The following is a 26417-nucleotide window of genomic DNA, read 5'->3' on the forward strand; positions in this document are numbered from 1 at the left end:
TAAACAAAAAAGCTTAAAATAAAAATACAATTTTTAAATTATTTTTTATTTAAAAACTATATCTTAAATTAGCATTTGCACTCCAATCTACATTTAAATCGCCAAAAAATGTCTTTTCAAATTCAAAACTAAAGCGTGTTTTATCGTTAAGCTTATAATCATTTCCTAAATTTATAAACATTCTTTGATCTTTTTTCCTTCATATCTTCTCTGACTTGCTTGATCCTCCAAGATTTGATCTCCTGCTTTAATCGGATCCGCATACAAACCAAGTCCTGTTCTAAAATTTAAATTTTAATTTTGACTTCCTATGAAAAATGCTGTTTTTACGACTAAAGGAATATAAGAAAATCGTTTTAAACTAGCAATATCTCCTTTTAGATCCATAGCTCCTACATAACCACTGATAAATTCCAAACTCGGCTCAAGATAAAATTTATCATAAGCTTTTCTATAACCTAACTCAGCACTTAAGATAATATTATGCGAACCATCATTATCATCTAATCTACCTTGATTTCCTGGAATAAAATTTGCATTTATTTCATTTTGATAATAAATATATCTAAAACAAAATCACTATAAAAACCTTACTCCACTGTAAAGCTCGAAATTCGAATACTCGTTTAATTTATCATGTCCGCTTTGAATTTCAAAGTATTTTCCACTATTATACTCATCACTCGTACCCCATCCAAAAATTCTTAACCATACACCACTTTCATAAGGATTATTGCGTAATTCCCCCATTCTTTTATGCATATTATTCCATTCTATCATGGAGCCTAAAATAGCTTGAGCAAGTATAGATTTAGTTTTTACAATAGCTTGAGTATTATCATTAGTAAAAAAATATTCATCTTTAATCTTAGAATCAATTTTTTCTAAATTCCACTCTGGGCAAAATTTTCCTCATTATGAGAAAAAACAACATTTGGGGTATACGTACTAAAACCTTGCTCACATTTGGCATAGTAAAAAATTCCTTTGTTAAATGTTTATTTTCATCTTTTAAATGAGCTAGTAAGATATTTAAACCCGCTTTTTACTAGGATTATTAAGAAAAATTAATACTAAAGTATTATTTACTCCTTGTGTGCTTTCCTTAGAATTAATATAATCTGCTTTAGAATTTTCAAAATCCACATTGATTTTAAATATTGTATTATTTGCACTTAATTTTTTTGCATCAACTTTCCTATAAATAGCACTTTTTTCTACTTGAAGATTGCTCATTTGTATATGAGACTCAAGCAAAGAATCTTTAATCGCAAGATTTTTTTTGCGTATCATTGATACCTTTGATATTACCACTAAAAACTGTGTTTTGAAAGTAACATCAGAATGATCAAGATTTAAATTTACACTAAAATAAACCTTTTCTATCTTAGTATTTTGGGTATTTTAAAGCTTTTGCTCAAAAGCCATTTCTTTGCCAACTCCTGTTTATACAACATCTCCATAAGAATAATCATCAGTCTTATCAATAATATTTTCCCCATCTTTTTCATCGATCCACAAATTTTTACTTCCAAGCTCTATTTTGGAATTTTTAGCATTAAGGTTTTCTACTTTTAAGCTTACATTACGCCCTAAATAAAACTCGCTTTTTTCTAAATTAAGCTCTTTTAAAACAAAAACCCTATCTTCCCAATCTTCTTGTGTAAAACTTACAGGCTTAGTTAAAACACTTAAACCATGTTTTGAAGTTTTTTAGCTTGTTCTTTGCTACATAAGCGTGTATTCTAGCATGTCCTTGAAAATTTATTGGCATTTTCTGCCCTAAAAACACCTTCTTTATTGTAAATATTACCATCAAAAATCAAAGCTTTGTCTGTATTGGCACTCATTGTTATAGCTTCATCTGAAAAGATATTGCCATGATAAAGATAATCTTGCTTGTTTTCTAAATTTAAATGTATTCCTGATTAAGAACTTGTGATAAAAACATTATTAGAGTTAGTTTTAATTTGATCAAAATTTAATGTTAAGCCTGATAAATCCAAAGTTCTGCCATTCATATAAATTTCGCCAAAACTTAAACCTTCACCCTCGAGACTTACCTTGCCCTCACCCATTCTAAGTCCTGTATCCACACTTTGACTTTTGACAACAAGCTCTCCTTCGCCCATTTTATAAAGAAAATCATCTTTTTTGGTTTTAACATTATATTCTACCTTGAACCCTTATCAGCATAAATTCCGCCATGTATAAGCCATTTATCGCCTGTTATTTGCCAATTTGAATTTTTATCAAATTTAAAACACTAGCGCCTAAATCCACATCGCTATTTAAATTTATACTTCCATTTTGAGAAAAATACAAATCCTTGCTATTTTGCATTTCTTCAATTCTCTTATCACAATTATTTTTATCATCAAAAGAATTTTTATAGCTTACATAACCCACATTAATCTTAGAAATCAAACTTACATTTTCTATTTTTTTACCATCTTTCACCGAACCATCGCTACTAAGTGTATAAGTTCCAGATCCTATGACTATTTTATGAGCATTTTAAAATTCATTGATCTTTACTTGATTGATCAAAGCATAATCAACCTGTAAACAAGTATATCCATAGTAAAATGGACATTACAATTACTCGTACTTACCACACCCACTAAATACCATTTTTATCCATCTTATCATAAACATAAACTCCACTTCCAGAATCCCAGGATATTGAAGAACTTGTAAAAGAATTTCTTTTATCATTGGTATAATGAAGAAATTGCAACTTAAAACGCTTATCTTCAGTATTTTTAGGAGTTAAACTGACAAAACCTCCTAAATTGATTTCATTAGAATCAAAAATCTTAATGGGTACTTTATTTGTATCTTCAAAACCTAAAGCTACAATACCACTTCCCTCTCTTGCAAAGTACTCATAACGCGAACTATCAAAAAGCTTGCCTTTACCTTTTTTCTACTTTGGCAACTATCCCAAAATGGATCCTTGTATTCATAAATATCTCCACCATCGCTAGAATCTTTTTCAATAAGATTTAAATCTTTACTTAAATTTGCACTTTTATTGAGACTAATCTTACTCATTTTTAAAACAGTAAAATCCACATTTTCTTTTTTATAAGTAAAATTATCACTTGAGCTTACGATTCTATTTGCTACACCTCCAAAGGTAAAACACTACCTTGTTTCACATAACTTTTATTTACTTTCCGGTATTTGAACTTGTACTCATATGAGAAGCACTGACTATATAAGATTGTCCTATATTGGTAAATTCTCCTTGGAATTTTCCTCCACGATTTGAAGTAGAAAAATCAATCATAGGCACATTAAAAGAGATATTTTGACTAGGATTTTTTGCTAAAATTTCAAAGCTACTTTGACCTACTTGAAATTTGCCTTTATTACTGGCAAAATCAAGATATTCTTGAAAATAACTTTGGATCAATAGCTGAAGCAAAAAGATAGTTAGAAAAACCAAATGCCATTAATGCACAAAAAGATAATTTTAGCTTCATAAATCCCTCCTTTTTATAAATATAATTTTAGCACAAAATTTAATTTTTAACTAAAATATAAAGTTGTTCATGAAGATGGATATTACGATTTTTAAGATTGCGAGAAGCTCTAAAAGTATTATATTTTTGTTCTAAAATCCGGCATTTTCCAAGAGTACTTAAACGCTTTAAAAAAATTTCTTTTTTTACAAAACCTTCACAATTATAAGAAAGTAAAATCACTCTTGCTTTTAAATCATTAATAAGTTCAAATAAAGCATCTTGGGCAAATTTTGACTTATTAAAAGTACTGCGGTTCCAATCCTTTGGAATGCCACTGATTTTAGAAATTTCTTCAGGTTTTTTATAATTTGCAATTAAATTTAGCATAAAATAATTAGAACTATAAGGGTGCTGATTATAAGGGGGGTCAAGATACGCTACATCAAAAAAATCAAGTTCTTTTGCAAGCATATTTGCATCCTTTTGCATCACTTCAAATTCACAAGAAAAATTTGAAAAAATAGGCATTTTAAGCTCTATTTCTCCTTTAATGCGTTTAAGTGCATTTTGTCCTTCGCCACCAAATTTTCCGATGCCATCCTTACCCTTATAAAAACCCTTAAAAACCCCACTAGTATTTGAATGCACACTAGCTTCATAAATCAAAGGAGCTATAAAGAAATGCCTCAATTCTTTTGGAATTTCATTTTCGATTTTTTGCCTTATAGTATCAAGATATAAAGCATTTTTAAAAGTATAAAAAACCCTTTCATTTTTTTTAATATCATCATCATCTTTTGGAGCATAAAGCTCACTGATAAAACCTTTTTGAAAATCTAAATTTTGGATTAAATTTTTATAATACTTTTTGATATTTTGAAGTAAATCTTTGTCTTTATTAGCAAGATAACACTCATTGATGAGTTTTGAATAATCTTCTAAATCATTAGCTAAAATATAATTTGAGTGTGCTTTTGCAAAACGACTTACAACACCTGAGCCACTAAATATATCACAAAAACTAAATTTATCTTTACCAAGTTCTTTTTTAGCTACCTTAAAGCCATTATTTAAAAAACTTAAAAGTGCTCTTTTATTTCCAAGATAAGTTATAATTTGCTCTTTTAAAAAAGAAGGATTTTCTTTCAAAATTTAAAACCTTTAAAAGCCTTATCCACAAAAGTGGATTAAGCTTTTTTTGGAGTTACAAGCATATTTACATAACGACCTTCAAAATTTGGCTCTTTGTCACGATTAGCTTCATTTTCTATCATAGTCCAAATTTTTTCAAGCAAAGCTACACCTGCTTCAGGAGTTGCCATTTCACGTCCTTTTAAGAACACACGAAATCTCACATGCTTACCTTGTTCTAAAAATTCTAAAGCATGTTTCACCTTGTAGTTAATATCATTTTGAGCAATTTTTACAGAAAGTTTGATTTCTTTTATATCAATCACTTTTTGTTTTTTCTTTGCTTCTTTTTGTTTTTTCTCTTGTTGATAACGGAATTTACCATAGTCCATGATCTTGCAAACAGGTGGCTTAGCATCTGCAGCTATCATTACAAGATCAAGTCCTAAACGATTTGCAATTTCTAAAGCTTCATCACTACTGATAATACCATAAACTTTGCCATCATCGCCAACACATCTGATTTCATCCGCTCTTATTTCTTCATTGAGCAATACTTCTTTTTCTTTACTCAAAAGTGTACCTCACTCATTTTCTCCTTAACTAATTTAATAAATTCGTCCAAGCTAAGATTTTTTTGTTCTTTAGCTCTTCTATCTCTTAAAGCAACGCTACGCTTTGCCACCTCATCATCGCCTAAAACTAAAATCATAGGTAATTTTTGTTTTTCAGCGATACGAATTTTCTTACTTAAGCTCTCATTTTTTTCATACACCTCGCTATCGATATTAAGCTCTAATAATTCTTTTTGAATTTCTTTTGCGTAAGCAATATGTGCTTCGCCTATTGGCACTATACCCACCGCAGTTGGTGCGATAAAAAATGGAAACTCACCCGCACAATGCTCGGTTAAAATTCCTATAAATCTTTCAAAAGAACCTAAAATCGCACGATGCAACATTACAGGTTGTTTTTTTTCATTATCACTATCAGTGTATTCAAGTTTAAAACGACTTGGCAGGTTAAAATCTACTTGTATGGTTCCGCATTGCCACTTTCTTTTTAAAGCATCGGTGATTTTAATATCAATCTTTGGCCCATAAAAAGCCCCGCCACCTTCATCAATACCGTATTTTAAACCTTGTTCATCTAAAGCTTCTTTTAAAGCCTTAGTCGCTACTTCCCAAATTTCATCATCACCTATGGCTTTTTCAGGTTTAGTTGAAATTTCCATTTCATAGCTAAAATCAAATAATTTCATCAAATTATCCACAAAAGCTAAAATTTCTAAAACCTGCTCTTTAATCTGACTTGGCATACAAAAAATATGTGCATCATCTTGAGTGAATTCTCTCACTCTAAAAAGTCCATGCAAAACCCCACTTTTTTCATGACGATGCACCACGCCGTATTCAAAAAATTTCAAAGGCAAATCACGATAACTTCTTACATCACTTTGATAAATTTTAATATGCCCCACACAGTTCATAGGCTTAATGCCATATTCTTGTTCATCAATTTGTGTAAAATACATATTTTCTTTATAGTTTGCATAATGCCCGCTGATTTTCCATGCATCTGCTTTTAAAAGTTCAGGCCCGCGCACAGGTTCATAACCACGTAAACGATGAATTTTATAAAGCATATGTTCAAGTTTAGATCTAAGTCTTGCACCATTACTCAACCAAATAGGAAGACCTCCTCCGATCTCATCATCAAAAGTAAAAAGCTTAAGCTCTGTTCCAAGCTTTCTATGATCGCGTTTTTTAGCTTCTTCAATAATGGTTAAATACTCTTTTAAACTTTCCTTATCTGCAAAAGCAGTTCCATAAATTCGAGTAAGCATTTCTCTTTTTTCATCGCCACCCAAATATGCTCCTGCAACACGAGTGAGTTTAAAAAAGCGTAAAAATTTCGTATTTGGCACATGAGGACCACGACACAAATCTTCAAATTCACCTTGTTTATAAATACTTACAGCTCCATCAGGAATACGCAATAAAACTTCTTGTTTTAAATCATCATTTTGAAATTTAGCCAAAGCTTCGCTTTTTGTGATTTCATATTTTGAAATTTCAATCTTTGCTTCAGCAAGCTCTTTCATCTTTTTTTCAATTTTTACTAAATCTTCTTCGCCAATCTTACTTTCCACACGAAAATCATAATAAAATCCATCTTCTATAACAGGACCAACGAAAAATTTAGCTTCAGGATACAAACTCTTAATCGCCTGTGCCATTAAATGCGCACAAGAATGACGGATTACTTCTAAACTTTCTTTAGAATTATCAAAATAAATTTCTTTTAAATTTGTATTTTTCACACTTTGAGAGTCAATTATTGTCTCATTGTCCAAATACGCAATAACTTCTTTTTCCATATTTTTAACCCTTTGTCGCTCACTTACCCTGTGAGTGTTTATAAAGTTCTAATTTTAACTTTCTAAGACTTAATTATTTTTGAAATTCAGCTTATTTTTAAAAAAATCTTAGAATAAATTTAATATTTATTTATAGCTTAAATTCACTTCCAGCATTTAAAATCCCACTATAATACAAATAAAAGAAAACAAATCCTAAAATAATACGATAAATTCCAAAAGGGGTAAAGTCGAATTTAGAAATAAATTTTAAGAAAAATTTTATAACTAAAACTGCAACAATAAAAGCAGTGATAAAACCAATGCCTAAAGGAATTAAAGAATTTGCATTGCTAAGAAGCTCAGGCTCTTTATAAATGCTATAAGCTGTAGCGATAATCATCGTTGGAATAGCAAGTAAAAAGCTAAATTCAGCCGCAACTTTTCTATTAAATCCTAGCAAAAGTCCACCAATAATACTTGCTCCACTTCTTGAAGTACCAGGAATCATGGCTAAAGATTGAAAAATACCTATGCAAAAAGCTTGTTTAAAACTTATTTCTTCTAAAGAATTGATACGATATTGTTTATTTTTATGCGCAAGTTCTATAAGAATGAACACAACACCGCCAAAAATGAGCATTCCAACCACAACCCAACCATTAAATAAAGCATTTAAGTATTTTGCCACAAAAAGCCCTATAACTCCAGTAGGAAAAAATCCCACTGCAAGTTTTAACCAAATATCAAGCCCTTGAAACAATTTACGCCAAAATACAAAAATGACCGCCAAAATAGAACCAAGCTGGATAATAATCAAAAAGCTTTTCCAAAACTCATCTATATCGATACCTAAAATAGTCGTACCTAAAATCATATGTCCTGTTGAAGAAATAGGTAAAAACTCAGTCAGACCTTCTATAATTCCAAGTATTAAAGCATATAAATTTTCCATTTTAATCCTTGAATGATAATTGCAAAAGAAAAATTATATCAGAATGGATTAAATGGGGTTTTAACCCCAAAAATTAAGCATCTTTTTTAACAATACGCTTAATGAAATATAATACAACTCCCACAAAAAAGATAAGTGCGAAAAGCTCGCTATCATGAAAATTTGCTAAATTTAAAGCTAAAGGATTTTCACTACCACCCATACTTACTGAAAATACAGTAATTCCTGCGATAATTACCCCAAAAATACTTTCACCCACTATAAGCCCTGAAGCAAAAAGCGTGCCTCTTTGCTCACAACTTGCAAGTTTTTCTTCTTTATGAGAATTTTTTGCATATTTTTTAGTCAAGTATTGCATTACAATATATTTTAAAATTCCACCTATAACTAAAGGTATATTTACAGCAGGTGGAAGGTAAATACCTATTCCAACGGCTAAAGGCGGCAAAGACATTTTCTGTGTTCCTTTTAAAATTTTATCTATAATAATCATTAAAATTCCTACAAATACACCAAAAGCCATATAACCCCACTCTATATTGTGATGAAAAATTCCTTGGGCGATAGTACTCATTAAATTTGCTTGCGGTGCTGCTAAAGCTGATGAAGCATCCATACCTTCTCTTGGCATTGCTCCGACAAAACCATAGGCTTGATAAAGCAAATTTAAAACAGGAACTATAGCCAAAGCACCAAAAACACAGCCTACAAGTAAAGCAACTTGTTGTTTCCAAGGAGTAGCTCCGACTAAATGTCCTGTCTTTAAATCTTGTAAATTATCATTCGAAATAGCAGCTGTAGCTAAAATAACACTAGTAGTAAAAATAGCTAATGCTACTGCAAATTTAGAAAGCATAGGATCTTGAAAAAGTTCCACACCTAAAACCAAAAAAACAATAGAAGAAATAATAACACCAATAAGTCCGATTCCAGAAATAGGACTAGAAGAAGATCCTACAAGTCCTGCCATATATCCACAAGCTGCTGCAACAAAAAAACCTATTAAAACAGAAACTAAAGTTCCAACAAATGAAAATAGCATTTGATAATAAATACTTAAGTTAGCATCTTCAACAAAACTATAAAAAGTAATAAATAAACCCACAACCATTAAAACAAAAAGTATAAAAATACTTTTTAAAGAAAGGTCTATATTTGTTCTTTCATTTTTTTCTTGATTAGTAATTTTAACATTTTTAACAATTTCTTTAATACCTTCAATAACGGGTTTTAAAAGTTCTATTAAAGTCCAAAGCGCTGCTATAGCAATAGCTCCTGTTCCTATAAGCCTTACTTTAGAACTCCATACACTAGAAGCTAAATCTACGGCATTTTTTGCACTATCGAATTCAAAATTTGAAAGATAGGGAGTAAAAATACCCCAAGCTAAAAACATACCTACAAAAAGAGCTATAGCACCTGCTAAACCAACTAAATAACCTGCCCCTAAAAGTGCCAAAGAATATCCCATAGAAAAACCAAAAGCCATTTTATTCCAAATAAAAGCAAAATTACTCTCACTTGCAGCGAGCTTGAAACCATTGCTTAACAAACTAAAAATAGCAGCTATAAAAGAGCCTAATGCTATTTCTTTAATGCCTTGTTTTCCTTTTTTACTACTCTGATCTTTATTGGCTACTTTTAAAATTTCAGCTGCAGCTCTACCTTCAGGATAAGCAAGCTTGCTTTCAACCACCATAGCCCTTCTTAATGGTATAGTAAAAAGCACTCCAAGTCCGCCACCACAAAGACATATCATAAAAGTTTGCCAAAGTGGAAATTCACTCCAATACCCACACATAAAAAGCCCTGGGATAACAAAAATAACTGATGATAAAGTTCCTGCTGCTGAAGCTTGAGTTTGAACCATATTATTTTCTAAAATATTTGAAGTCTTAAAAAGACTCAAAACCGCCATGGAGATGACCACAGCTGGAATTGATGATGAAAAAGTAAGTCCCACTTTTAACCCTAAATATACATTTGAAGCTGTAAAAATAATAGTTAAAATACTTCCCAAAACCAAACCCCTTAAGGTAAGTTCTGGTAAATTTTGTTTTTTGTACATCATTTCTCCGTTTTAAAATTTTACTTTCAACTTAAAAAATATTCTTATAAGTTTAAATTTATAATTTTTCTCTAAAGCAAAATAAAATAATACAAAAAAACGCTTATATTTTTATAAATTTTTGACTCAAAAATATCATAAAACAATGAACTAATCATTGAAAAATCAAAAGTTCTTTTATTTTAATTATATTATCCCAACTACCTCAGCAAAAATCAAGCAAATAATACTTATACCCCATATATAAAAAAAGCTTCTTTTGATATGATCTCTAATATTAACCTCTGCTAAACCACAACCTAGCAAAGTTGCAGGCACAACAGGAGAAATAAATGTCGCACAATTTCTTGCTATCACCATGATAATAGCTATAGTCAAAGGTTCAGCACCAAAAGCCTTAGTTACACTCAAAACTATAGGCATCACTCCATAAAAATAAGAATCCGTACAAAAAATAATTGCCATTGGAACAGCCAATATCCCTACTATTAAAGGAATATAAGTACCTAAATAATCTGGAACGAAATTTAAAATCAAAACACCCATTTTCTCCATAATACCACTTTTATCAAATACGCCTATTAATATCCCAGCACCAATTAAAGTAATATACATAAGCATTGCACCACCACTTGCACGATCTAAAACTTTTTTAGCTATTTTCAAATTAGGATAATTAAGCGGTAAAATTATTGCAAGTCCTATCATAAAGCAAATATAACTAGGAATAATACCACTAATTAAAAGCCCAATAACCCCAATAGTTACAAGTAAATTTACCCAAAACCATTTTTCATTATGGTGTTCGCTTTTTTCTATATTTAAATTTATTCCCGACAAGTTACCTACGCCTGCACCTCTTTTTATTTCTATCTTAGCAATCCAAATTGCCAAAAGAAGGGATAATACCAAACCTACAATCTGAATAGGTATAATATGGTGCCAAAGCAAATTTGCATCCATTCCTATATTAGTAGCCGCTCTTAAAGTAGGACCACCCCAAGGAATAACATTCATAACCCCCATAGCTGAAGTAATAATCAATAACATTGAAGTCTTTCTTATACTTAAACGCTCATAAATAGGTAATAATGCAGGTATTACAATAAGAAAAGTAGAAGCACCCGAACCATCTAAATGTACAGCAGCAGCAATAAAAACAGTAAGAATGCAAACTTGATATACATTAGCTTTCATTTTTGATAAAAATGCATTTAAAATTTTGGTAAAAAAACCACTTGCATTTAAAACACTAAAAAAGAGTATAGAAAAAACAAACAAAGCTGCCGTATCCGTTACGCTTTTGACTCCATCTTTAATAAAAACAACCAATGTTTTAATATCAAAAACACCTCCTTTAACCCCTAAAGCTACACCCACGCCAAAACCAAGCCGTTCAAGAATAAGTAAAATACAAGCTACACTAATACTTACACTTATAAAAGCTAATGCTGGAGTAGTATAATCTTTTAGCAAAAGCCAAACTATCAATCCTAACGAGAAAAAACCCAATAAAGCTAAAAAAATTTCCATATCCTATCCTTTTGTATCATTTTTATTCGATAATAAAATAGGATATTTTAACTCCAACTTATATGTGTTTAAATTTATAGCTTTTTAAAAAAAATATATTTTCTAATGTAACCATTATAAACAAGAATAAAAAAATAATTTTGAATTATTTTGCTATAATTATGAATATTTTAATTTATACTATCAAAAGAAAAAAATGAAATTTTTAAACTTTCTTTCTTGGCTTTAGTTGCCTTTTTTTAGTGGCTTGCGGTTCTTCAAATCCTGAAGATTTAGCTAAAAATTTTACAAAAGATCTTTATAGTGGTGATACTAAATCTGTTATGAGTTACATTGATCTTAGCAAAGCTAAAAGCGATGAAGAAAAAACATTTGTTAGTGATAAAATCACTCAAGTTGTTGCTGAAAATGCAGCCAAAGCAAAAAGAATGGGTGGTGTTAAAGATATTCAAATTGAAGAAAAAACAATCAATAAAGATTCTGCTAAAATCAGAGTTTTAGTGTTATTTAACAATGATAATAATCAAAGCAGCAATGTTTTTCTTGCTAAAAAAGATAGAAAATGGCTTGTTTTACTTAAATAAAATTTTATATTTTTTCTTAATTTTATTTTTATTGATTGGAATTTTGGGTTTCTTTATAAATTCCAATCCTTCAAATCAAATCATCAAAAAACCCTATCTACCTTTTCTTGAAATAGGTGATCTTGTCTTTCGTGCAGGAATAGGAAGTGAAAGTTTTTTAATAGAAAATTTAAGTCAAAGTCCTTATTCTCATATCGCTATAGTAGTTAAAACTTCTCCAACTATACTCATACATGCTACAACAGATGATGACAAAAATGCTAAAAACCAAGTTATCTTAAGCTCTATGGATGATTTTTTAAAACTGAGTCATAAAATTGCTATTAAAAAATTAAAATTTGATGAAAAAACCAAACAAAAAATAGTTGCTAAAGCTTTGGAACATTTAGGCAGAAAATTTATCATAAGTACAGATAAAGATGCTTTTTACTGCACTACTTTTTTAGAACAATCTATTAACTCCATTACCCCATTTCATCTTCAATATACTCTAATCAAAGCTCCTTTTAATGAAGGTTTATATCTTTTTCCACAAGCTTTTTTTGAAAATAATTAAAGCGTATTAATTTTATGAAAGTCAAAAATTTTTAATTTCACATTCACTTCACTTAAAAATTTTATAATGTCATCACTTTACATTAAGGAGAAATAATTATGAAAAAAAGTATTTTATTCGCATCAGCACTTTTAGCTAGCTCAATGCTTTTTGCAGATAGTCTAAAACTTGAAGGTACTATTGCACAAATTTATGATAACAATAAAACCTTGCTTATTGACTCTATTTATGGCGGACAAATGGCTATAAAAGTTCTACCAAATACCGAAATAGAAATGGATGATTGTGGTATTTTTGGAACAGATAAAGATGGAACTTTTAAAGATTTACAGGTTGGAAATTTTTTAGAAAGTAAAATTTCTTATGGAATACCTGCTACACCAAATACTCAGGCTATTCCAGTAGCTAGAAAAATTGAAATTCAATGTTATAAAAAAGCTTATTAATATAAATCCCTTAACAAGGGATTTATAAAAATCATTCTTCGGCAAACTACTTCATTACTCTTAAATAAAAATTTAAACTCTTTTTTAACAAGCAATTTATAAAATAACACTTATATTTTCATCTAAGGCAAATAATGAAAAAATGGATTTTTATTGTTTTTTGTTTTATATTAGGTTTTATTATTCATATATTTTATATAGGATACACTAACGAACTTTTATTTAATAAATTTATTAAAAACAGCAATCCTGATTATACAATTACAGATATTTACTTCAAAAAAGGTTTTTTAACCTCTAAAGGAAGTTTTACTTTAAATCACTCTCATACACAGCTTTCAACCAAAATCAACCTTAAATTTAATAATTATTTTTTCTTAAATAAAATTATAAAAGGAAATTTTACAAATCCTTTTGATTTTTTAGATGAAGTGTTAAAAAACAATAAATTAGGAACTTTTACTCTCAAATTACACGATAACAACTCTAAAATATTTCTAAATATTAAAGATATAAATTTAAGCAATGAAGGTGGAGATACCATCATAAACGGCGGATATATTGAAGCTTTAATGAATAAAAATTTAGAAATTAAAAACATTAAAATACATTTTGATATGATTAATTTTTCTCAATTTTATACTAAATTTGTGTTGCAAAATTTAAATTACGAACAATTTTTTAACAATCCTGTACAATTTTATGAATTAAATTTATTTAGCAAAAGCCAACAACAAATCAACTTTGATTATCTTGTGTTAGATAACAATAAAATCAATTCTTTTTATAGCAAAAATCTAGTAAATTTTAATGAAGAAAATTCAACAATAAACTTAAACATACAAGGAAAATCCAATGAAATTGATATTGATCTTAAATCTTTATTGGGTCAGAATTTAAATTTTGACAAAACAAAATTTAATATAACCATAAATAAATTTCTTAACTCAAATTTCAATATCTCTCATTTTATTCAAAAAAATATTGATCTAGAAATACAAAATTTAATTCTTGAAAAAAATAAACAAAATATCAGTCTACAAGGCAATTTAAATATTAACAACTCTTATCAAGCAAAATTACAAGTTATCAGTTCAGATGAGCCCGATGAAATTTTTCCTTGGACAAAAGATTATGGAGGTTTAAATCAATATTTTTTAAAAGAAAATAATAACTTTTTTCTAAATTTATCTTATGATAGCTTAGCCAATCCTCAACTAAAAATTAATGGTAGTGAATTTTCAAATATGGATTTAAATTAATGAGCCTAGCTTTGACCTTTCGCCCTGAAAATTTTGATGATATTTTAGGACAATATGAGCTTATAGAAATTTTCAAAAAATTTACTGCTTTACAAAAACTTCCTCATAGTATTTTTTTTGGAACGGCAGGTTCTGGAAAAACAACTTTTGCTAGAGTTGTAGCCAAAGAATTTGGCTTAGATTTTTATGAATTTGATGGAGGAAATTTTAAACTCGAAGAACTAAGAAAAATTTTAGATAATTATAAAAATAGTCTTTATAAGCCTTTAATTTTTATTGATGAAATTCACCGCCTTAGCAAAACCCAACAAGAAATGCTTTTAATTCCTATGGAAAATTACCGTTTAATTTTAATCGGCGCAAGCACTGAAAATCCCTATTTTGTTTTAAGTTCTGGTATAAGAAGTCGTTCCATGCTTTTTGAATTTAAATCTTTAGGGGTAAAGGAACTTGAAACTTTACTCTTGCGTGTACAAGAAAAAATGAAATTTAGTATTGATAAAGAAGCTAAAGATTTTCTACTGAAAAGTGCTGATGCAAGAGCTATGCTAAATTTGCTTGAATTTGTCTTGGTTTTAGATGAAAAACATATCAGTCTTGAAAATCTTAAAAAACTTCGCAACACCATAAATAGTGAAGGTGTTAGCTCAAAAGATACACATTATATTTTAGCAAGTGCAATGATAAAAAGTTTACGCGGAAGTGACGTTGATGCAGCTATTTATTATCTTGCAAGACTTATTGATGCAGGAGAAAGTGCGGATTTTATCGCTAGGCGTTTGGTGATTTTTTCAAGTGAAGATATCGGAAATGCCGATCCAAATGCTTTAAATTTAGCGGTTTCGACTCTAGAGGCTGTTAAAAATATAGGTTATCCTGAAGCAAGAATTATCCTAGCCCAATGCGTAGTTTATTTAGCAAGCACAATCAAATCTAATGCAAGCTACAAAGCTATCAATGAAGCTTTAAACTATGTAAAAAATAATGAAGCTTTAGAAATACCTAATTATCTTAACAACAATCATCAAGAAAAACAAAACTATCTTTATCCACATGATTTTGGTGGCTGGGTAGAGCAAAAATATCTTAGTAAAAATTTAAAATTTTATCATAGCAAGGGCTTAGGAGAAGAAGCAAAATTGTTAGATAATTTATATAAATTAAAAAACCATAAAGCTTAATTTTATTATTTAAAATTTACAAAATAAATGCTAAAATCAATATTTTATTTTCAAGGAAAAAGATGATTAAAATAGGAATTTATGGCGCTAAAGGACGAATGGGAAAACAGATTGAAGAATGTTTAAAAAGCGAAACACAAGCACAAATTTCGATACTTTATGATAAGGGTGGAAATTTAGGAGAGCTTTTTGAAAAAAGCGATGTGATTATTGATTTTTCTTCCCCAAGTGGAACTCATGAGCTTTTAAATTATGCAAGAACTATACCTAAACCTTTGGTAATAGGTACAACAGGGCTTGATGAGAAAATTTTACATTTGATGCAAAGTACTAGTGAAGTGATGCCGATTTTTTATGCGACCAATATGTCTTTAGGTGTTGCGGTTTTAAACTATCTTGCTAGTAAAGCCAGTCAAATGCTAAGAAATTTTGATATAGAAATTTTAGAAATGCATCATCGCCATAAAAAAGATGCACCAAGTGGTACAGCTATGACTTTAGCTCAAAGTGTAGCAAAAGCTAGAAATTTAGAACTTGAAAAAGTAAGAGTAAGTGGAAGAGATGGTATTATAGGTGAAAGAAGCAAAGATGAAATTGCCGTGATGAGTTTAAGGGGTGGCGATATAGTAGGACGTCATACAGTAGGTTTTTATGAAGATGGAGAATTTTTAGAACTTAATCATACCGCTACTTCAAGGGCGACTTTTGCTAAAGGTGCGATTAAAATCGCTATTTGGCTTAGTAAGCAAGAAGCAAAAATGTATTCAATCAATGATTTTTTAGGAATTTAAAATGTGTGCAGTTGTAGGAGTTATTAATTCAAAAAATGCTAGTACTTATGCGTATTATGCGCTTTTTGCTATGCAACACCGTGGGCAAGAGGCAAGTGGTATTAGTGTGAGTAATGGTAAAAATATTAAGACTATTAAAGCTAAAGGTGAAGTGAGTCAAATTTTTAATCCCGATAATTTAAAAACTTTAGAAGGTGAAATCGCTATAGGGCATAATCGCTATTCTACAGCAGGAAATTCAAGTTTAAACGATGCCCAACCCATAGCAGCCACTTCGGTTTTAGGTGATATTGCTTTAGCGCATAATGGAAATTTAGTCAATAAAGAAGAAGTAAGATTAAGACTTATTCAAGATGGGGCTATTTTTCAAACCAATATGGACACAGAAAATGTTGTTCATCTTATCGCAAGAAGTAAGCAAGAAAGTCTAAAAGATAGATTTATTGAGAGTTTAAAAGAATGTATAGGAGCTTATTGTTTTGTTTTAGCAAGCAAAGATAAACTTTATATTGTAAGAGATCCTCATGGGGTGCGTCCTTTGTCTTTAGGGCGTTTAAAAGATGGAGGCTATATAGTTGCTAGTGAAACTTGTGCTTTTGATCTTATAGAGGCTGAATTTATTCGTGATGTTAAACCAGGGGAAATGCTTATTTTTACTCAGGGAAATGATAAATTTGAAAGCATAGAACTTTTTTCTCAAACTCCTAGAATTTGCGCTTTTGAATACATTTATTTTGCTAGACCTGATAGCATAGTAGAAGGTAAAAGCGTGTATGAAGTGCGTAAAAAAATGGGCGAAGCTTTAGCTAAAAAATTTGCTTATAAAGCAGACTTTGTCGTGCCTGTGCCAGATAGTGGAGTAAGTGCAGCTATAGGTTTTGCTCAATATTTACAAATCCCTCTTGAAATGGCAATAGTAAGAAATCATTATGTAGGAAGAACTTTTATAGAGCCAACTCAAGAGCTTAGAAATTTAAAAGTAAAACTAAAGCTCAACCCTATGCGTAAAGTTTTAGAAGGTAAAGAAATCGTAGTTATTGATGATAGCTTGGTGCGTGGCACTACTTCTAAAAAAATAATTTCCTTACTTCGTGCTGCAGGAGCGAGCAAAATCCATCTTGCCATAGCTTGTCCTGAGATCAAATTTCCTGATACTTATGGTATAGATACTCCAACTTTTGAAGAACTTATCAGCGCAAATAAAAATGCTGAAGAAGTGCGTGAATATGTAGAAGCTGATACGCTAAGTTTTTTAAGCATAGAAGAGCTAACTCAAAGCATAGGCGATGAAAGAAAATATTCTTTAATCAGTTTTGATGGAGATTATTTTATTAAATAATTTTATTTTAAATTAGGATTAGGCAAGGTTGCACTTGCACTTCCTACATTTATATTTTGAGTTGGTAGCAAAGGAGTATTTGGTGCATCAATTTGACTTAAAAGCTCTAAAGTTTGATTAAATTCGAAGCTTTCTTCAGGATTTTGTCCTAAGAATTTTTGCATAAATTCTTTTTTAGAAATAGCTTCATCAAGTTCTTTATCACTTCCTTTTTGATAGGCACCGATACGAAGCAATACTTCATTTTCTTTTAAAAGCGAGTTTAAACGCTTAAATTTTCTTGCCCAAAGTTTGTGTTCAGGACTTATAATATCGCTCATTACCCTTGAAGCGGAGTTTTGTATATTAATAGGAGGATAAATTCCAAAGTCTGTTAATTCACGACTTAAAACAATGTGTCCATCTAAGATAGAACGACTTTGATCGGCGATTGGATCGCTCATATCATCTCCATCTACTAAAACGGTAAAAAAGGCTGTTATAGTGCCTTTACCTTCTTCTTTACCCGTTCTTTCCATGAGTTGAGGCAAAAGACTTAAAACACTTGGCGGATAACCTTTGGTTGTAGGAGGCTCCCCAAGAGCTAGTCCTATTTCTCTTTGCGCCATAGCAAAACGCGTTACACTATCCATGATAAAGAGTACATCTTTACCTTGTTCTTTAAAATATTCTGCCACACTCATTGCACAAAAAGCACCGTATTTACGCATCAAAGCACTATCATCACTTGTAGCAACAATAATCACTGTATCATCGAGCTTTCCGCCTAAATTTTTTTGTATAAATTCAGGAATTTCACGCCCCCTTTCTCCTATGAGAGCCACTACTTTTATAGGAGCTTTGGAATTTTTAACTATCATTCCCATAAGAGTGGATTTTCCTACCCCACTTCCTGCAAAAATACCAAGTTTTTGTCCTACACCACAAGTTAAAAGCGCGTCTATGGTTTTAACACCCACGGGAAAAACTTCTTCTATAAGCCCTCTTTTCATGGCATCAATAGGTGCACGCATTATAGGCATATATTTGGTTACTTCTATAGCTCCTTTACCATCTTTTGGGCGCATAAAAGGATCTACTACTCTGCCTAAAAGTTCATCGCTAACGCCTATTTGCATACCTGCATCACTTATGAAAGCACGATCGCCTATTTTGAAACCTTCTATAAAAGAAAAAGGGCTTAAATAGCTAAATTGTTCCTTGATTTCTACGACCATAGCTAGAGTGTTTAAATTTTCATTTTCATTGGAAACTAGCTTCACTATATCTCCAACCCCTGTTTTAAGCCCACGAATTTCTATACTCGTAGCAGAAATTTTTGTAATCTCTCCAAAGATAGCACTTAAATTTTCTTTACCAAGTTTGGAGCGTAGTTTTTCAAGATTCATTAAAATCTTACCTCTTTAGCAGAGTTTATGAGAGAAAAAAATTCCTCTCTGGTTTTTTCATTTTTCAAGAAAATTCCACGCAAAGCTGAAGTTGTAGTGGTGGAATTAGCTTTTTGCACTCCACGCATTTCAACACACATATGTCTTGCTTCTATGACTACACCTACACCTTTTGCATCAACATTTTCCATTAAAGCTTGTGCGATTTGTTCAGTAAGTTGTTCTTGAATTTGAAGTCTTCTTGCAAACACTTCTACAAGGCGTGGAATTTTGCTTAAACCTACTACTTTTTTATTAGGGATATAGGCTACATGAGCACGCCCAAAAAAAGGCAAAAGATGATGTTCGCAAAGACTGTAAAATTCTATATCACGCACTAAAACCATTTCATTATTAGAACTTTCAAATAAAGCGTCATTTAAAATTTCTTTGACATTTTGCGTATAACCACTAGTAAGAAATTCATAAGCTTTAAAAACACGATTTGGCGTTTTAATAAGCCCTTCACGATTTGGATTTTCTCCTATAATTTCAAGTATGGTTTTAACACAATCTTCAAATTTTTTTTGCAAATTTTTCTCCAAAAATATTTTTTATATTTTAATAATAATGTAATATTGCAATTTTATCATAAATTACTTTAAAATTTTATGCAAGTAATAAGGAAAAATTTGCTATCATTGAAGGCAAATTTTATTTTATAAGGAAAAAAACTATGGAAGTAAAGGCAAAGCAACTAGATTCTGTTAATGCGACTGCTAGTGTAAAAATTCCTTCAGGAATGATCAAAAGTGAAGTAGAAAATTTAGCAAAAAAAGCTTCTAAAAGTGTAAAAATGGATGGGTTTAGACCAGGAAAAGTTCCTGTAAGTGCCGTACTTAAAAGATATGAAAGAGAGCTCACTCAAGATGCAGAACAAAATCTTTTTAAATCCGCTGTAAATAGCGCTTTACAAGAACTTAAAAAAGAAAATAAAGAGCTTGTAGGTGAGCCATATTTTGAAAAATTTGATCGTAAAGATGGAGAAATTATTGCTGAATTAATACTTTCTTTTAAACCTGAAATCAAACTTGAGGGTTATGAAAAACTCATCCCTGAATATCAAACTCCAAAAGTAAGTAAAAAAGAAATTGATGAGAAAAAAGATGAACTTTTAAAGCGTTTTGCTACTCCTGAAGCTATAAAAACAAAAAGAGCTTTAAAAGAAGGTGATTTTGCAAAATTTGATTTTGAAGGTTTTGTAGATGATAAAGCTTTTGAAGGTGGTAAAGCTGAAAATTATGTTTTAGAAATTGGTTCTAAGCAATTTATTCCAGGTTTTGAAGATGGTATGGTGGGAATGAAAATAGGTGAAGAAAAAGATATCAAAGTAACTTTCCCTAAAGAATACGGCGCAGCGCATTTAGCGGGTAAAGATGCAGTATTTAAAGTAAAACTACATGAAATTCAAGAGCTTAAAATTCCAGAACTTGATGATGAAATGCTTAAAAAACTTTTACCAGGAGAAGAAAAAGCTAGTGTTGAAGTTTTAGATGAAAAATTAAAAGAGCAAATCAAAAATGAAAAACTTTTCAAACTTGTAAATGATGAATTAAAAGGCAAATTTGCAGATGCTTTGATTGAAAAATATAATTTTGATTTACCTAAAGGCATAGTAGAACAAGAAACTGATATGCAGATGCGTGCGGCTTTTAATACTTTTAGCGAAAAAGAAATTGAAGAGCTTAAAGCAAGTAAAGAAAAATATCAAGAAAAACGTGATTCTTTTAAAGAAGAAGCACAAAAAAGTGTAAAACTTACTTTTATCATTGATGAACTTGCAAAATTGCGTAAGATTGAAGTAAATGATCAAGAATTGATTCAAGCGATTTATTTTGAAGCATATCGCTATGGTATGAATCCAAAAGAGCATTTAGAAAACTATAAAAAACAAGGAGCTTTGCCTGCTGTGAAAATGGCTTTAATTGAAGAAAAACTTTTTAATGATATTTTTATGCCAAAAACAGAAAAATCGGAAAAAGTGAGCAAAAAAGAGAAAGAAGATAAATAATGTTTATTCCTTATGTTATTGAAAAATCTAGTCGTGGTGAAAGAAGTTATGACATTTATTCACGCCTTTTAAAAGATAGAATTATTATGCTAAGTGGTGAAATTCATGATGAACTTGCCGCTTCTATCGTAGCACAACTTCTTTTTTTAGAAGCTGAAGATCCTACAAAAGATATTTATCTTTATATCAATTCTCCAGGTGGTGTAATTACAAGTGGTTTTAGTATTTATGATACTATGAACTATATCAAACCTGATGTTTGTACGATTTGTATAGGACAAGCTGCTTCTATGGGAGCATTTTTGCTTAGTTGTGGCGCAGAAGGAAAACGTTTTGCTTTGCCTAATTCACGTATTATGATTCATCAACCTTTAGGTGGAGCTAGAGGTCAAGCCACAGATATTGAAATTCAAGCCAAAGAAATTTTAAGACTCAAAACTATACTTAATGATATTTTGGCAAAAAATACTAAGCAAAAAGTTGCAAAAATAGCAAAAGATACAGAAAGAGATTTTTTCATGTCAGCACAAGAAGCTAAAGAATATGGGCTGATTGATAAGGTTTTGGAAAAAAGTTTTAAATGATTTCTTTGGAGATCATTTAAAACAAAGGTTTTTTAATGGTTAGAAAAATTATCACCTATCCCAATCCTAGACTTTTTTTAAACTCTGAAATTGTAAATAAATTTGATACAGAACTTCACACCTTGCTTGATGATATGTATGAAACTATGATAGCAAGTAATGGAGTAGGTTTAGCAGCTATTCAAGTGGATATTCCTTTGCGTGTTTTACTTGTAAATATTTTTGATGAAAACGATGAACAAAAAAAAGAAGATTTGCTAGAGATTATCAATCCTGAAATTATTCCTTTAGATGAAGAAATGATCACTTGCACAGAAGGGTGTTTGAGTGTGCCAGATTTTTTTGAAGAAGTGAAACGCTATAATCATGTCTTGCTTAAATATCAAGATCGCTTTGGAGAATTTAAAGAACTTGAAGCAAAAGGTTTTTTAGCTGTGGCTATTCAACACGAAAATGATCATTTAAATGGACATTTATTTATAGAAAAAATTTCCTTTGCTAAGCGTCAAAAATTCGATAAAGAATTTAAGAAAAAGAAGAAAAATCATAAAAAAGAGAAATGAAAAAACTAAAGTGCATAAGCTTTCATGAAGGCTTAGACATTATAGAGGTAGAATCCACTTTTACAAGAGGTTTGCCAAATTTAAGCATAGTAGGGCTTGCAAGTACAGCGATTAAGGAAAGTGTCGAACGCATCAAAGCCACACTTTTAAGTTGTGATTTTGCTTTTCCTGCTAAAAAAATCACTATCAATCTTAGTCCTTCAGGCATCCCAAAAAAGGGATCGCATTTTGATTTGGCTATCGCTTTATTAATCCTTTTGCAAAATGAAGAATTAGATGACTTTTTTGTAGTAGGAGAATTAGGACTTGATGGAAGTATTAAAAGCACAAATGAGCTTTTTTCTTTGCTTTTGTTTCTCTCTACTAAAATTAAAAAAGCTAAGATTGTTGTTCCAAAAAGTATAGCACAAAAAGCTTCCATGATACCAAATTTAGAGGTTTATGGACTTGAAAATTTAAATGAAGCAATAGAGTTTTTTAAAGAAAAAAATTATGAAAATTTTCGCTTTTCTCACAATCATCCTTTATTTGCAAACCCTTTACAAATAGAAAATGAAATTTTTTTACAAAATATGGATTTTAAACTTGATTTTAAAGATATCAAAGGGCAGGAAAAAGCCAAAAGAGCTTGTATGATAGCTGCTTTAGGTATGCATAATATCTTATTTGAAGGAAGTCCAGGAAGTGGTAAAAGCATGTGTGCCAAACGCCTTGTTTATATCATGCCCCCTCAAAGTTTAAGTGAAATTTTAATGCAAAATGCTTATATGTCTTTAGATTCAAAAGATTGTGAATTTACTAAAATTCGTGCTTTTCGCCATCCTCATCATACTTCTACAAGAGCAAGTATTTTTGGCGGAGGAACAAAAAATGCCAGAATTGGAGAAGTAGCACTTGCAAATGGTGGAGTATTGTTTTTTGATGAATTTCCACATTTTAACAAGCAAATCATAGAGAGTTTAAGAGAACCTTTGGAGGATTATAAAATTCATATTTCAAGAGTAAATTCTAAAATCACTTATGAAACAAAATTTAGCTTTATAGCTGCCCAAAATCCTTGTCCTTGTGGAAATTTATTCTCCAAAAATCTTTCTTGCGTTTGTAGCGAAAATGAGATTAAAAAGTATAAAAATCACATTTCAGCTCCTATTATGGATAGGATTGATCTTTATGTAGCTATGGATGAGATCAGCAAGGATGATAAAGTAAGTATAAGTTCTAAAGAAATGAGTGAAAAAATTTTACAAGCTTTTATTTTTGGTAAAAAACGGGGGCAAAAAGAATTTAATGGGAAATTAAAAGATGAAGATTTGAGTCGTTTTTGTGTATTGGAAAAAGATGCTAAAGATACGCTAGATTTAGCAATTTCACGTTATAATCTTTCTTTGCGATCACTCAATAAAATTTTAAAAGTTTCAAGAAGTATAGCAGATTTAGAACAAAGTCTTAATATTAACAAAACCCATATTTTAGAAGCTTTAAGCTTTAGAGCAAGGAATTAAAATGGAAAATAAAAGTATAGCTATTTTTATAGATGCAGAAAATATCCCTGCAAAATACGCTAAAAGTATTTTTGATATTGCTTCAGATTACGGAGAAGTTATCATTAAACGCATTTATGGAGACTGGACTCAAAAAAATATACAAGGTTGGAGAGAGCAAATTGCTGAATATTCTTTAATCGCTATGCAACAATTTAATTTTGCAGCCAACAAAAACTCAAGCGATATGTATTTAATCACTGAAATCATGTCTATATTTTATGAAAAAAATATAGACATTTTTGTTATTGTTTCAAGCGATAGTGATTATACTTCACTCATTCAAAAATTAAGAGAAAATAAAAAACAAATTATAGGAATGGGGCTTGAAAAATCTATAAAATCCTATGTAAATGCTTTTAGTGAATTTTTTTATTTAGATAAAGACGAGAGTAAAAAAGAAGATATTTTAAGCAAGGATTATTTAAGAGCTTTAATCAATATCACCGAACAACTCATCGATGAAAAAGGGCGTGCTGAATACGCACAAATCCGCACTAATATGAACCGCAAATACTCGGATTTTCATCCGCAAAATTATGGTTTTAAGAATTTTCGCGCTTTGATCCAGAAATTTTTACCCAAAATGAAAAAATTTGAAGAAGAAAGAGAAAAAAATATATATTTTTTGGTGAAAAAAGACTATGAAAGCTATTATTGATAATATAAAAATTTTAGAACAAAATGCTATAAATAAAGGCTTAGATGAGCTTATTTTAATGGAAAATGCGGGATTAAATTTAGCTAAACTGATTAAAAAAGAAGCTAAAAAGATCCGTATTCAACGCAAGATTAAAAAAGTAAAAATACTTTTTTTATTAGGTGGGGGTAAAAATGCTTCAGATGGCTTGGTGGCTTTAAGAAATTTAAAACATACCAAAGCTTATAAAATAGGCTTTAAAGAAAATACTCTTTTTAAAAAACAAGAGCAAATTTTACAAAATTATGCTTTTAAATTTTGTCAAAAAGAGCCTAATTTTAAAAAATTTCATATTATCATTGATTGTATTTTAGGCACAGGTTCAAATCGTTGTTTAGATGAAAAAACAAGTTTAATAATTCAAAAAGTTAATCAAAGCAAGGCTTTAAAAATAGCTTGTGATATACCTACAAATTTGGGATTTTATCCTTGTTTTAAAGCTGATATTACACTTTGTATGGGAGCTTTAAAGGAAATTTTATTTGAGGATTTTGCTAAGGAATTTGTAGGAAAGATTAAAATAGCCAATTTAGGCATTAGCTCTAAGAAATTTCACCCTAATTCTCAAGCTTTTTTGCTTGAAAAAAAAGATTTAAAAATTATAGATAGAAAAATCAATGCCAATAAAGGAAATTTTGGCCATATTTATATAGTTGCCAATGCAAGCGCTGGAACTTTAGCAGGACTTGGTGCCTTAAATTTTGGAGCAGGTCTTGTTTCTTTAGTAGCACAAAAAAGCTTCTCGCCTCTTTTGATGTCAAAAGAAAAAATTGAAAATAATGCAAGTGCTATTGCTTTAGGCATGGGGCTTGAAAATTTGGATTTCCTAAAAGATGAAATTTTGCAAAACACTCCTTTGATCTTGGATGCAAATTGTTTTTTAAGTGAAGCTTTGCTTTGGTATTTAAACAGAAAAGATGTTGTTATAACCCCTCATCCAAAAGAATTTATAAGACTTTATAAAATGTGCTTTGATAAGGATTTAGATATAGAAACATTGCAAAAAAATCGCTTTTTTTACGCTAGAAAATTTTCGCAAAATTATGATTGTGTTCTTGTTTTAAAAGGGGCAAATCCTATTATTGTGCAAAAAGAAAAATTATTTGTTGTAAATTTAGGAAATCAAGCCTTAGCTAAAGGTGGGAGTGGAGATGTTTTAAGTGGAATGATTGCTGCGCATTTGGGTTTTGGTTTTAGTGCTTTAGAAGCAGCAAAAAATGCTACTTTAGCTCATGGACTTGTTGCAAAAAAATATAAATTTAATAAAAATAGCTTTGACGCTTTAAAACTTATCAAAGGGTTAAAATGCTTGTAAAATTAGCCGTGCTTTTTAGCGGAAATGGGAGTAATTTAGAAAATATTTTAGAAAAACTTCATAAAAAAACTATAGGGGAAAATACCTATGAAGTAGTACTTTGCCTTTGCAATAAAAAAGATGCTTTTGGTATACAAAGAGCAAAAAAATTTGGTCTTAATACTGTAATTATTGATCATAAGGCTTATAATACTCGTGAAGAATTTGATACGATTTTGGTACAAAAAATCAAAGAAAGTGGAGCAAATCTTACTGTATTGGCAGGTTTTATGAGAATTTTAAGTCCTGTTTTTACAAAAAATATTAAGGCAATTAACCTTCATCCTTCTTTATTGCCACTTTTTAAAGGAGCACATGCTATTAAAGAAAGTTATGAAAGTGATATGAAAGTGGCTGGAGTCAGTGTGCATTGGGTCAATGAAGAACTTGATGGTGGAATGATTATCGCTCAAAAAGCTTTTGAAAAAAGAAATTTGAGTTTTGAAGAATTTGAAAAAAAAATCCATAGCCTAGAACATGAAATTTTACCCTTAAGTGTGATTGAAATTTTTTCTTAAAGAATTAAAGGTATTTGCTTTAAAACTATAAAATATCGCTT

22 protein-coding genes and 1 pseudogene are annotated in these 26417 nt (G+C 30.2%); 14 read left to right on the top strand and 9 right to left on the bottom strand.

The window, feature by feature from the left end; translation table 11 throughout:
• Positions 1-49: 49 nt before the first annotated feature.
• From BGS40_RS09550 to BGS40_RS00590, 7 genes and pseudogenes are all read right to left on the bottom strand, one after another.
• Positions 50-3491 (bottom strand): annotated as a pseudogene (locus tag BGS40_RS09550) (S6 family peptidase).
• Between the two features lie 39 nt (positions 3492-3530).
• Positions 3531-4622, bottom strand: coding sequence for a DNA adenine methylase (locus BGS40_RS00565; protein WP_096738222.1), 1092 nt, complete (start codon positions 4620-4622; stop codon positions 3531-3533).
• A 38-nt stretch (positions 4623-4660) separates the two neighbouring features.
• Positions 4661-5179 (bottom strand): translation initiation factor IF-3, encoded by a 519-nt coding sequence (infC, locus tag BGS40_RS00570; protein WP_002851726.1) that lies wholly within the window; start codon positions 5177-5179, stop codon positions 4661-4663.
• Entirely contained in the window at positions 5176-6984 is a 1809-nt protein-coding gene (thrS, locus tag BGS40_RS00575) for a threonine--tRNA ligase (RefSeq protein ID WP_044260760.1), read from the bottom strand. Before thrS ends, infC begins: the two co-directional genes overlap by 4 nt.
• Before the next feature lie 130 nt (positions 6985-7114).
• A complete protein-coding gene (locus BGS40_RS00580; protein ID WP_002876835.1) occupies positions 7115-7918 on the bottom strand; it encodes an undecaprenyl-diphosphate phosphatase in 804 nt (267 codons plus the stop codon).
• Positions 7919-7991: 73 nt separating this feature from the next.
• On the bottom strand, positions 7992-9989 hold the full coding sequence (locus BGS40_RS00585; protein WP_079460119.1) for an OPT family oligopeptide transporter: 1998 nt from the start codon (positions 9987-9989) through the stop codon (positions 7992-7994).
• Positions 9990-10172: 183 nt separating this feature from the next.
• Complete coding sequence (locus BGS40_RS00590) at positions 10173-11519, bottom strand: CitMHS family transporter (RefSeq protein WP_087691750.1); 1347 nt, start codon at positions 11517-11519, stop codon at positions 10173-10175.
• Positions 11520-11761: 242 nt separating this feature from the next.
• On the opposite strand from BGS40_RS00590, the gene BGS40_RS00595 reads away from it, so the two are divergent.
• The 7 genes from BGS40_RS00595 to purF all read left to right on the top strand — a co-directional run bounded on the left by BGS40_RS00595 (position 11762) and on the right by purF (position 17678).
• Complete coding sequence (locus BGS40_RS00595; protein WP_087704688.1) at positions 11762-12103, top strand: DUF4878 domain-containing protein; 342 nt, start codon at positions 11762-11764, stop codon at positions 12101-12103.
• On the top strand, positions 12087-12659 hold the full coding sequence (locus tag BGS40_RS00600) for a YiiX/YebB-like N1pC/P60 family cysteine hydrolase (protein ID WP_096738233.1): 573 nt from the start codon (positions 12087-12089) through the stop codon (positions 12657-12659). Before BGS40_RS00595 ends, BGS40_RS00600 begins: the two co-directional genes overlap by 17 nt.
• Before the next feature lie 98 nt (positions 12660-12757).
• Positions 12758-13105 (top strand): hypothetical protein, encoded by a 348-nt coding sequence (locus BGS40_RS00605; protein WP_002867117.1) that lies wholly within the window; start codon positions 12758-12760, stop codon positions 13103-13105.
• 134 nt (positions 13106-13239) lie between these two features.
• On the top strand, positions 13240-14367 hold the full coding sequence (locus BGS40_RS00610) for a hypothetical protein (RefSeq protein WP_096738223.1): 1128 nt from the start codon (positions 13240-13242) through the stop codon (positions 14365-14367).
• Entirely contained in the window at positions 14367-15548 is a 1182-nt protein-coding gene (locus tag BGS40_RS00615) for a replication-associated recombination protein A (RefSeq protein ID WP_002867115.1), read from the top strand. Before BGS40_RS00610 ends, BGS40_RS00615 begins: the two co-directional genes overlap by 1 nt.
• Positions 15549-15610: 62 nt before the next feature.
• Positions 15611-16339 carry a 4-hydroxy-tetrahydrodipicolinate reductase gene (dapB, locus tag BGS40_RS00620; RefSeq protein ID WP_096738224.1) on the top strand — a complete coding sequence of 243 codons (729 nt, stop codon included), beginning with the start codon at positions 15611-15613 and terminating at the stop codon, positions 16337-16339.
• Position 16340: 1 nt separating this feature from the next.
• Positions 16341-17678 (top strand): amidophosphoribosyltransferase, encoded by a 1338-nt coding sequence (gene purF, locus BGS40_RS00625; protein WP_087691752.1) that lies wholly within the window; start codon positions 16341-16343, stop codon positions 17676-17678.
• Positions 17679-17680: 2 nt separating this feature from the next.
• On the opposite strand, the gene fliI is transcribed toward purF, so the two are convergent.
• Together fliI and folE are read right to left on the bottom strand one after the other, a co-directional pair.
• Positions 17681-19066 carry a flagellar protein export ATPase FliI gene (gene fliI / locus BGS40_RS00630; RefSeq protein ID WP_002900770.1) on the bottom strand — a complete coding sequence of 462 codons (1386 nt, stop codon included), beginning with the start codon at positions 19064-19066 and terminating at the stop codon, positions 17681-17683.
• Positions 19066-19638, bottom strand: a complete 573-nt coding sequence (folE, locus tag BGS40_RS00635; RefSeq protein ID WP_052782236.1) for a GTP cyclohydrolase I FolE — start codon at positions 19636-19638, stop codon at positions 19066-19068. The genes fliI and folE overlap by 1 nt, the downstream gene beginning before the upstream one ends.
• A gap of 143 nt (positions 19639-19781) precedes the next feature.
• Between folE and tig the strand changes: the two genes are divergently transcribed.
• From tig to purN, 7 genes are read left to right on the top strand one after another with little or no spacing between them, the layout of a single operon-like run.
• Positions 19782-21116 carry a trigger factor gene (gene tig, locus BGS40_RS00640; RefSeq protein WP_044260745.1) on the top strand — a complete coding sequence of 445 codons (1335 nt, stop codon included), beginning with the start codon at positions 19782-19784 and terminating at the stop codon, positions 21114-21116.
• Positions 21116-21700: an ATP-dependent Clp endopeptidase proteolytic subunit ClpP gene (clpP, locus tag BGS40_RS00645; RefSeq protein ID WP_002806309.1), complete on the top strand. Its 585-nt coding sequence runs from the start codon at positions 21116-21118 to the stop codon at positions 21698-21700. Before tig ends, clpP begins: the two co-directional genes overlap by 1 nt.
• 35 nt (positions 21701-21735) lie before the next feature.
• Entirely contained in the window at positions 21736-22263 is a 528-nt protein-coding gene (gene def, locus BGS40_RS00650) for a peptide deformylase (protein ID WP_096738225.1), read from the top strand.
• Positions 22260-23765: a YifB family Mg chelatase-like AAA ATPase gene (locus BGS40_RS00655; protein WP_058001065.1), complete on the top strand. Its 1506-nt coding sequence runs from the start codon at positions 22260-22262 to the stop codon at positions 23763-23765. Before def ends, BGS40_RS00655 begins: the two co-directional genes overlap by 4 nt.
• A 1-nt stretch (position 23766) precedes the next feature.
• Positions 23767-24465 (top strand): NYN domain-containing protein, encoded by a 699-nt coding sequence (locus BGS40_RS00660; protein WP_044260743.1) that lies wholly within the window; start codon positions 23767-23769, stop codon positions 24463-24465.
• Complete coding sequence (locus tag BGS40_RS00665) at positions 24449-25819, top strand: NAD(P)H-hydrate dehydratase (RefSeq protein ID WP_086031995.1); 1371 nt, start codon at positions 24449-24451, stop codon at positions 25817-25819. The genes BGS40_RS00660 and BGS40_RS00665 overlap by 17 nt, the downstream gene beginning before the upstream one ends.
• Positions 25810-26376, top strand: a complete 567-nt coding sequence (gene purN / locus BGS40_RS00670) for a phosphoribosylglycinamide formyltransferase (RefSeq protein ID WP_086031996.1) — start codon at positions 25810-25812, stop codon at positions 26374-26376. Before BGS40_RS00665 ends, purN begins: the two co-directional genes overlap by 10 nt.
• Positions 26377-26417: the final 41 nt, after the last annotated feature.

The sequence above is a fragment of the Campylobacter sp. 107 genome, assembly GCF_002383835.1.
Classification (GTDB): Bacteria; Campylobacterota; Campylobacteria; order Campylobacterales; family Campylobacteraceae; genus Campylobacter_D; species Campylobacter_D jejuni.

What these genes read in the sequence shown, in the direction of transcription:
- thrS (WP_044260760.1), bottom strand. Translation starts at nt 6,984, where the DNA reads ATGGAAAAAGAAGTTATTGCGTATTTGGACAATGAGACAATAATTGAC.
- BGS40_RS00580 (WP_002876835.1), bottom strand. Translation starts at nt 7,918, where the DNA reads ATGGAAAATTTATATGCTTTAATACTTGGAATTATAGAAGGTCTGACT.
- BGS40_RS00585 (WP_079460119.1), bottom strand. Translation starts at nt 9,989, where the DNA reads ATGATGTACAAAAAACAAAATTTACCAGAACTTACCTTAAGGGGTTTG.
- BGS40_RS00590 (WP_087691750.1), bottom strand. Translation starts at nt 11,519, where the DNA reads ATGGAAATTTTTTTAGCTTTATTGGGTTTTTTCTCGTTAGGATTGATA.
- BGS40_RS00605 (WP_002867117.1), top strand. Translation starts at nt 12,758, where the DNA reads ATGAAAAAAAGTATTTTATTCGCATCAGCACTTTTAGCTAGCTCAATG.
- BGS40_RS00610 (WP_096738223.1), top strand. Translation starts at nt 13,240, where the DNA reads ATGAAAAAATGGATTTTTATTGTTTTTTGTTTTATATTAGGTTTTATT.
- BGS40_RS00615 (WP_002867115.1), top strand. Translation starts at nt 14,367, where the DNA reads ATGAGCCTAGCTTTGACCTTTCGCCCTGAAAATTTTGATGATATTTTA.
- dapB (WP_096738224.1), top strand. Translation starts at nt 15,611, where the DNA reads ATGATTAAAATAGGAATTTATGGCGCTAAAGGACGAATGGGAAAACAG.
- purF (WP_087691752.1), top strand. Translation starts at nt 16,341, where the DNA reads ATGTGTGCAGTTGTAGGAGTTATTAATTCAAAAAATGCTAGTACTTAT.
- fliI (WP_002900770.1), bottom strand. Translation starts at nt 19,066, where the DNA reads ATGAATCTTGAAAAACTACGCTCCAAACTTGGTAAAGAAAATTTAAGT.
- tig (WP_044260745.1), top strand. Translation starts at nt 19,782, where the DNA reads ATGGAAGTAAAGGCAAAGCAACTAGATTCTGTTAATGCGACTGCTAGT.
- clpP (WP_002806309.1), top strand. Translation starts at nt 21,116, where the DNA reads ATGTTTATTCCTTATGTTATTGAAAAATCTAGTCGTGGTGAAAGAAGT.
- def (WP_096738225.1), top strand. Translation starts at nt 21,736, where the DNA reads ATGGTTAGAAAAATTATCACCTATCCCAATCCTAGACTTTTTTTAAAC.
- BGS40_RS00655 (WP_058001065.1), top strand. Translation starts at nt 22,260, where the DNA reads ATGAAAAAACTAAAGTGCATAAGCTTTCATGAAGGCTTAGACATTATA.
- BGS40_RS00660 (WP_044260743.1), top strand. Translation starts at nt 23,767, where the DNA reads ATGGAAAATAAAAGTATAGCTATTTTTATAGATGCAGAAAATATCCCT.
- BGS40_RS00665 (WP_086031995.1), top strand. Translation starts at nt 24,449, where the DNA reads ATGAAAGCTATTATTGATAATATAAAAATTTTAGAACAAAATGCTATA.
- purN (WP_086031996.1), top strand. Translation starts at nt 25,810, where the DNA reads ATGCTTGTAAAATTAGCCGTGCTTTTTAGCGGAAATGGGAGTAATTTA.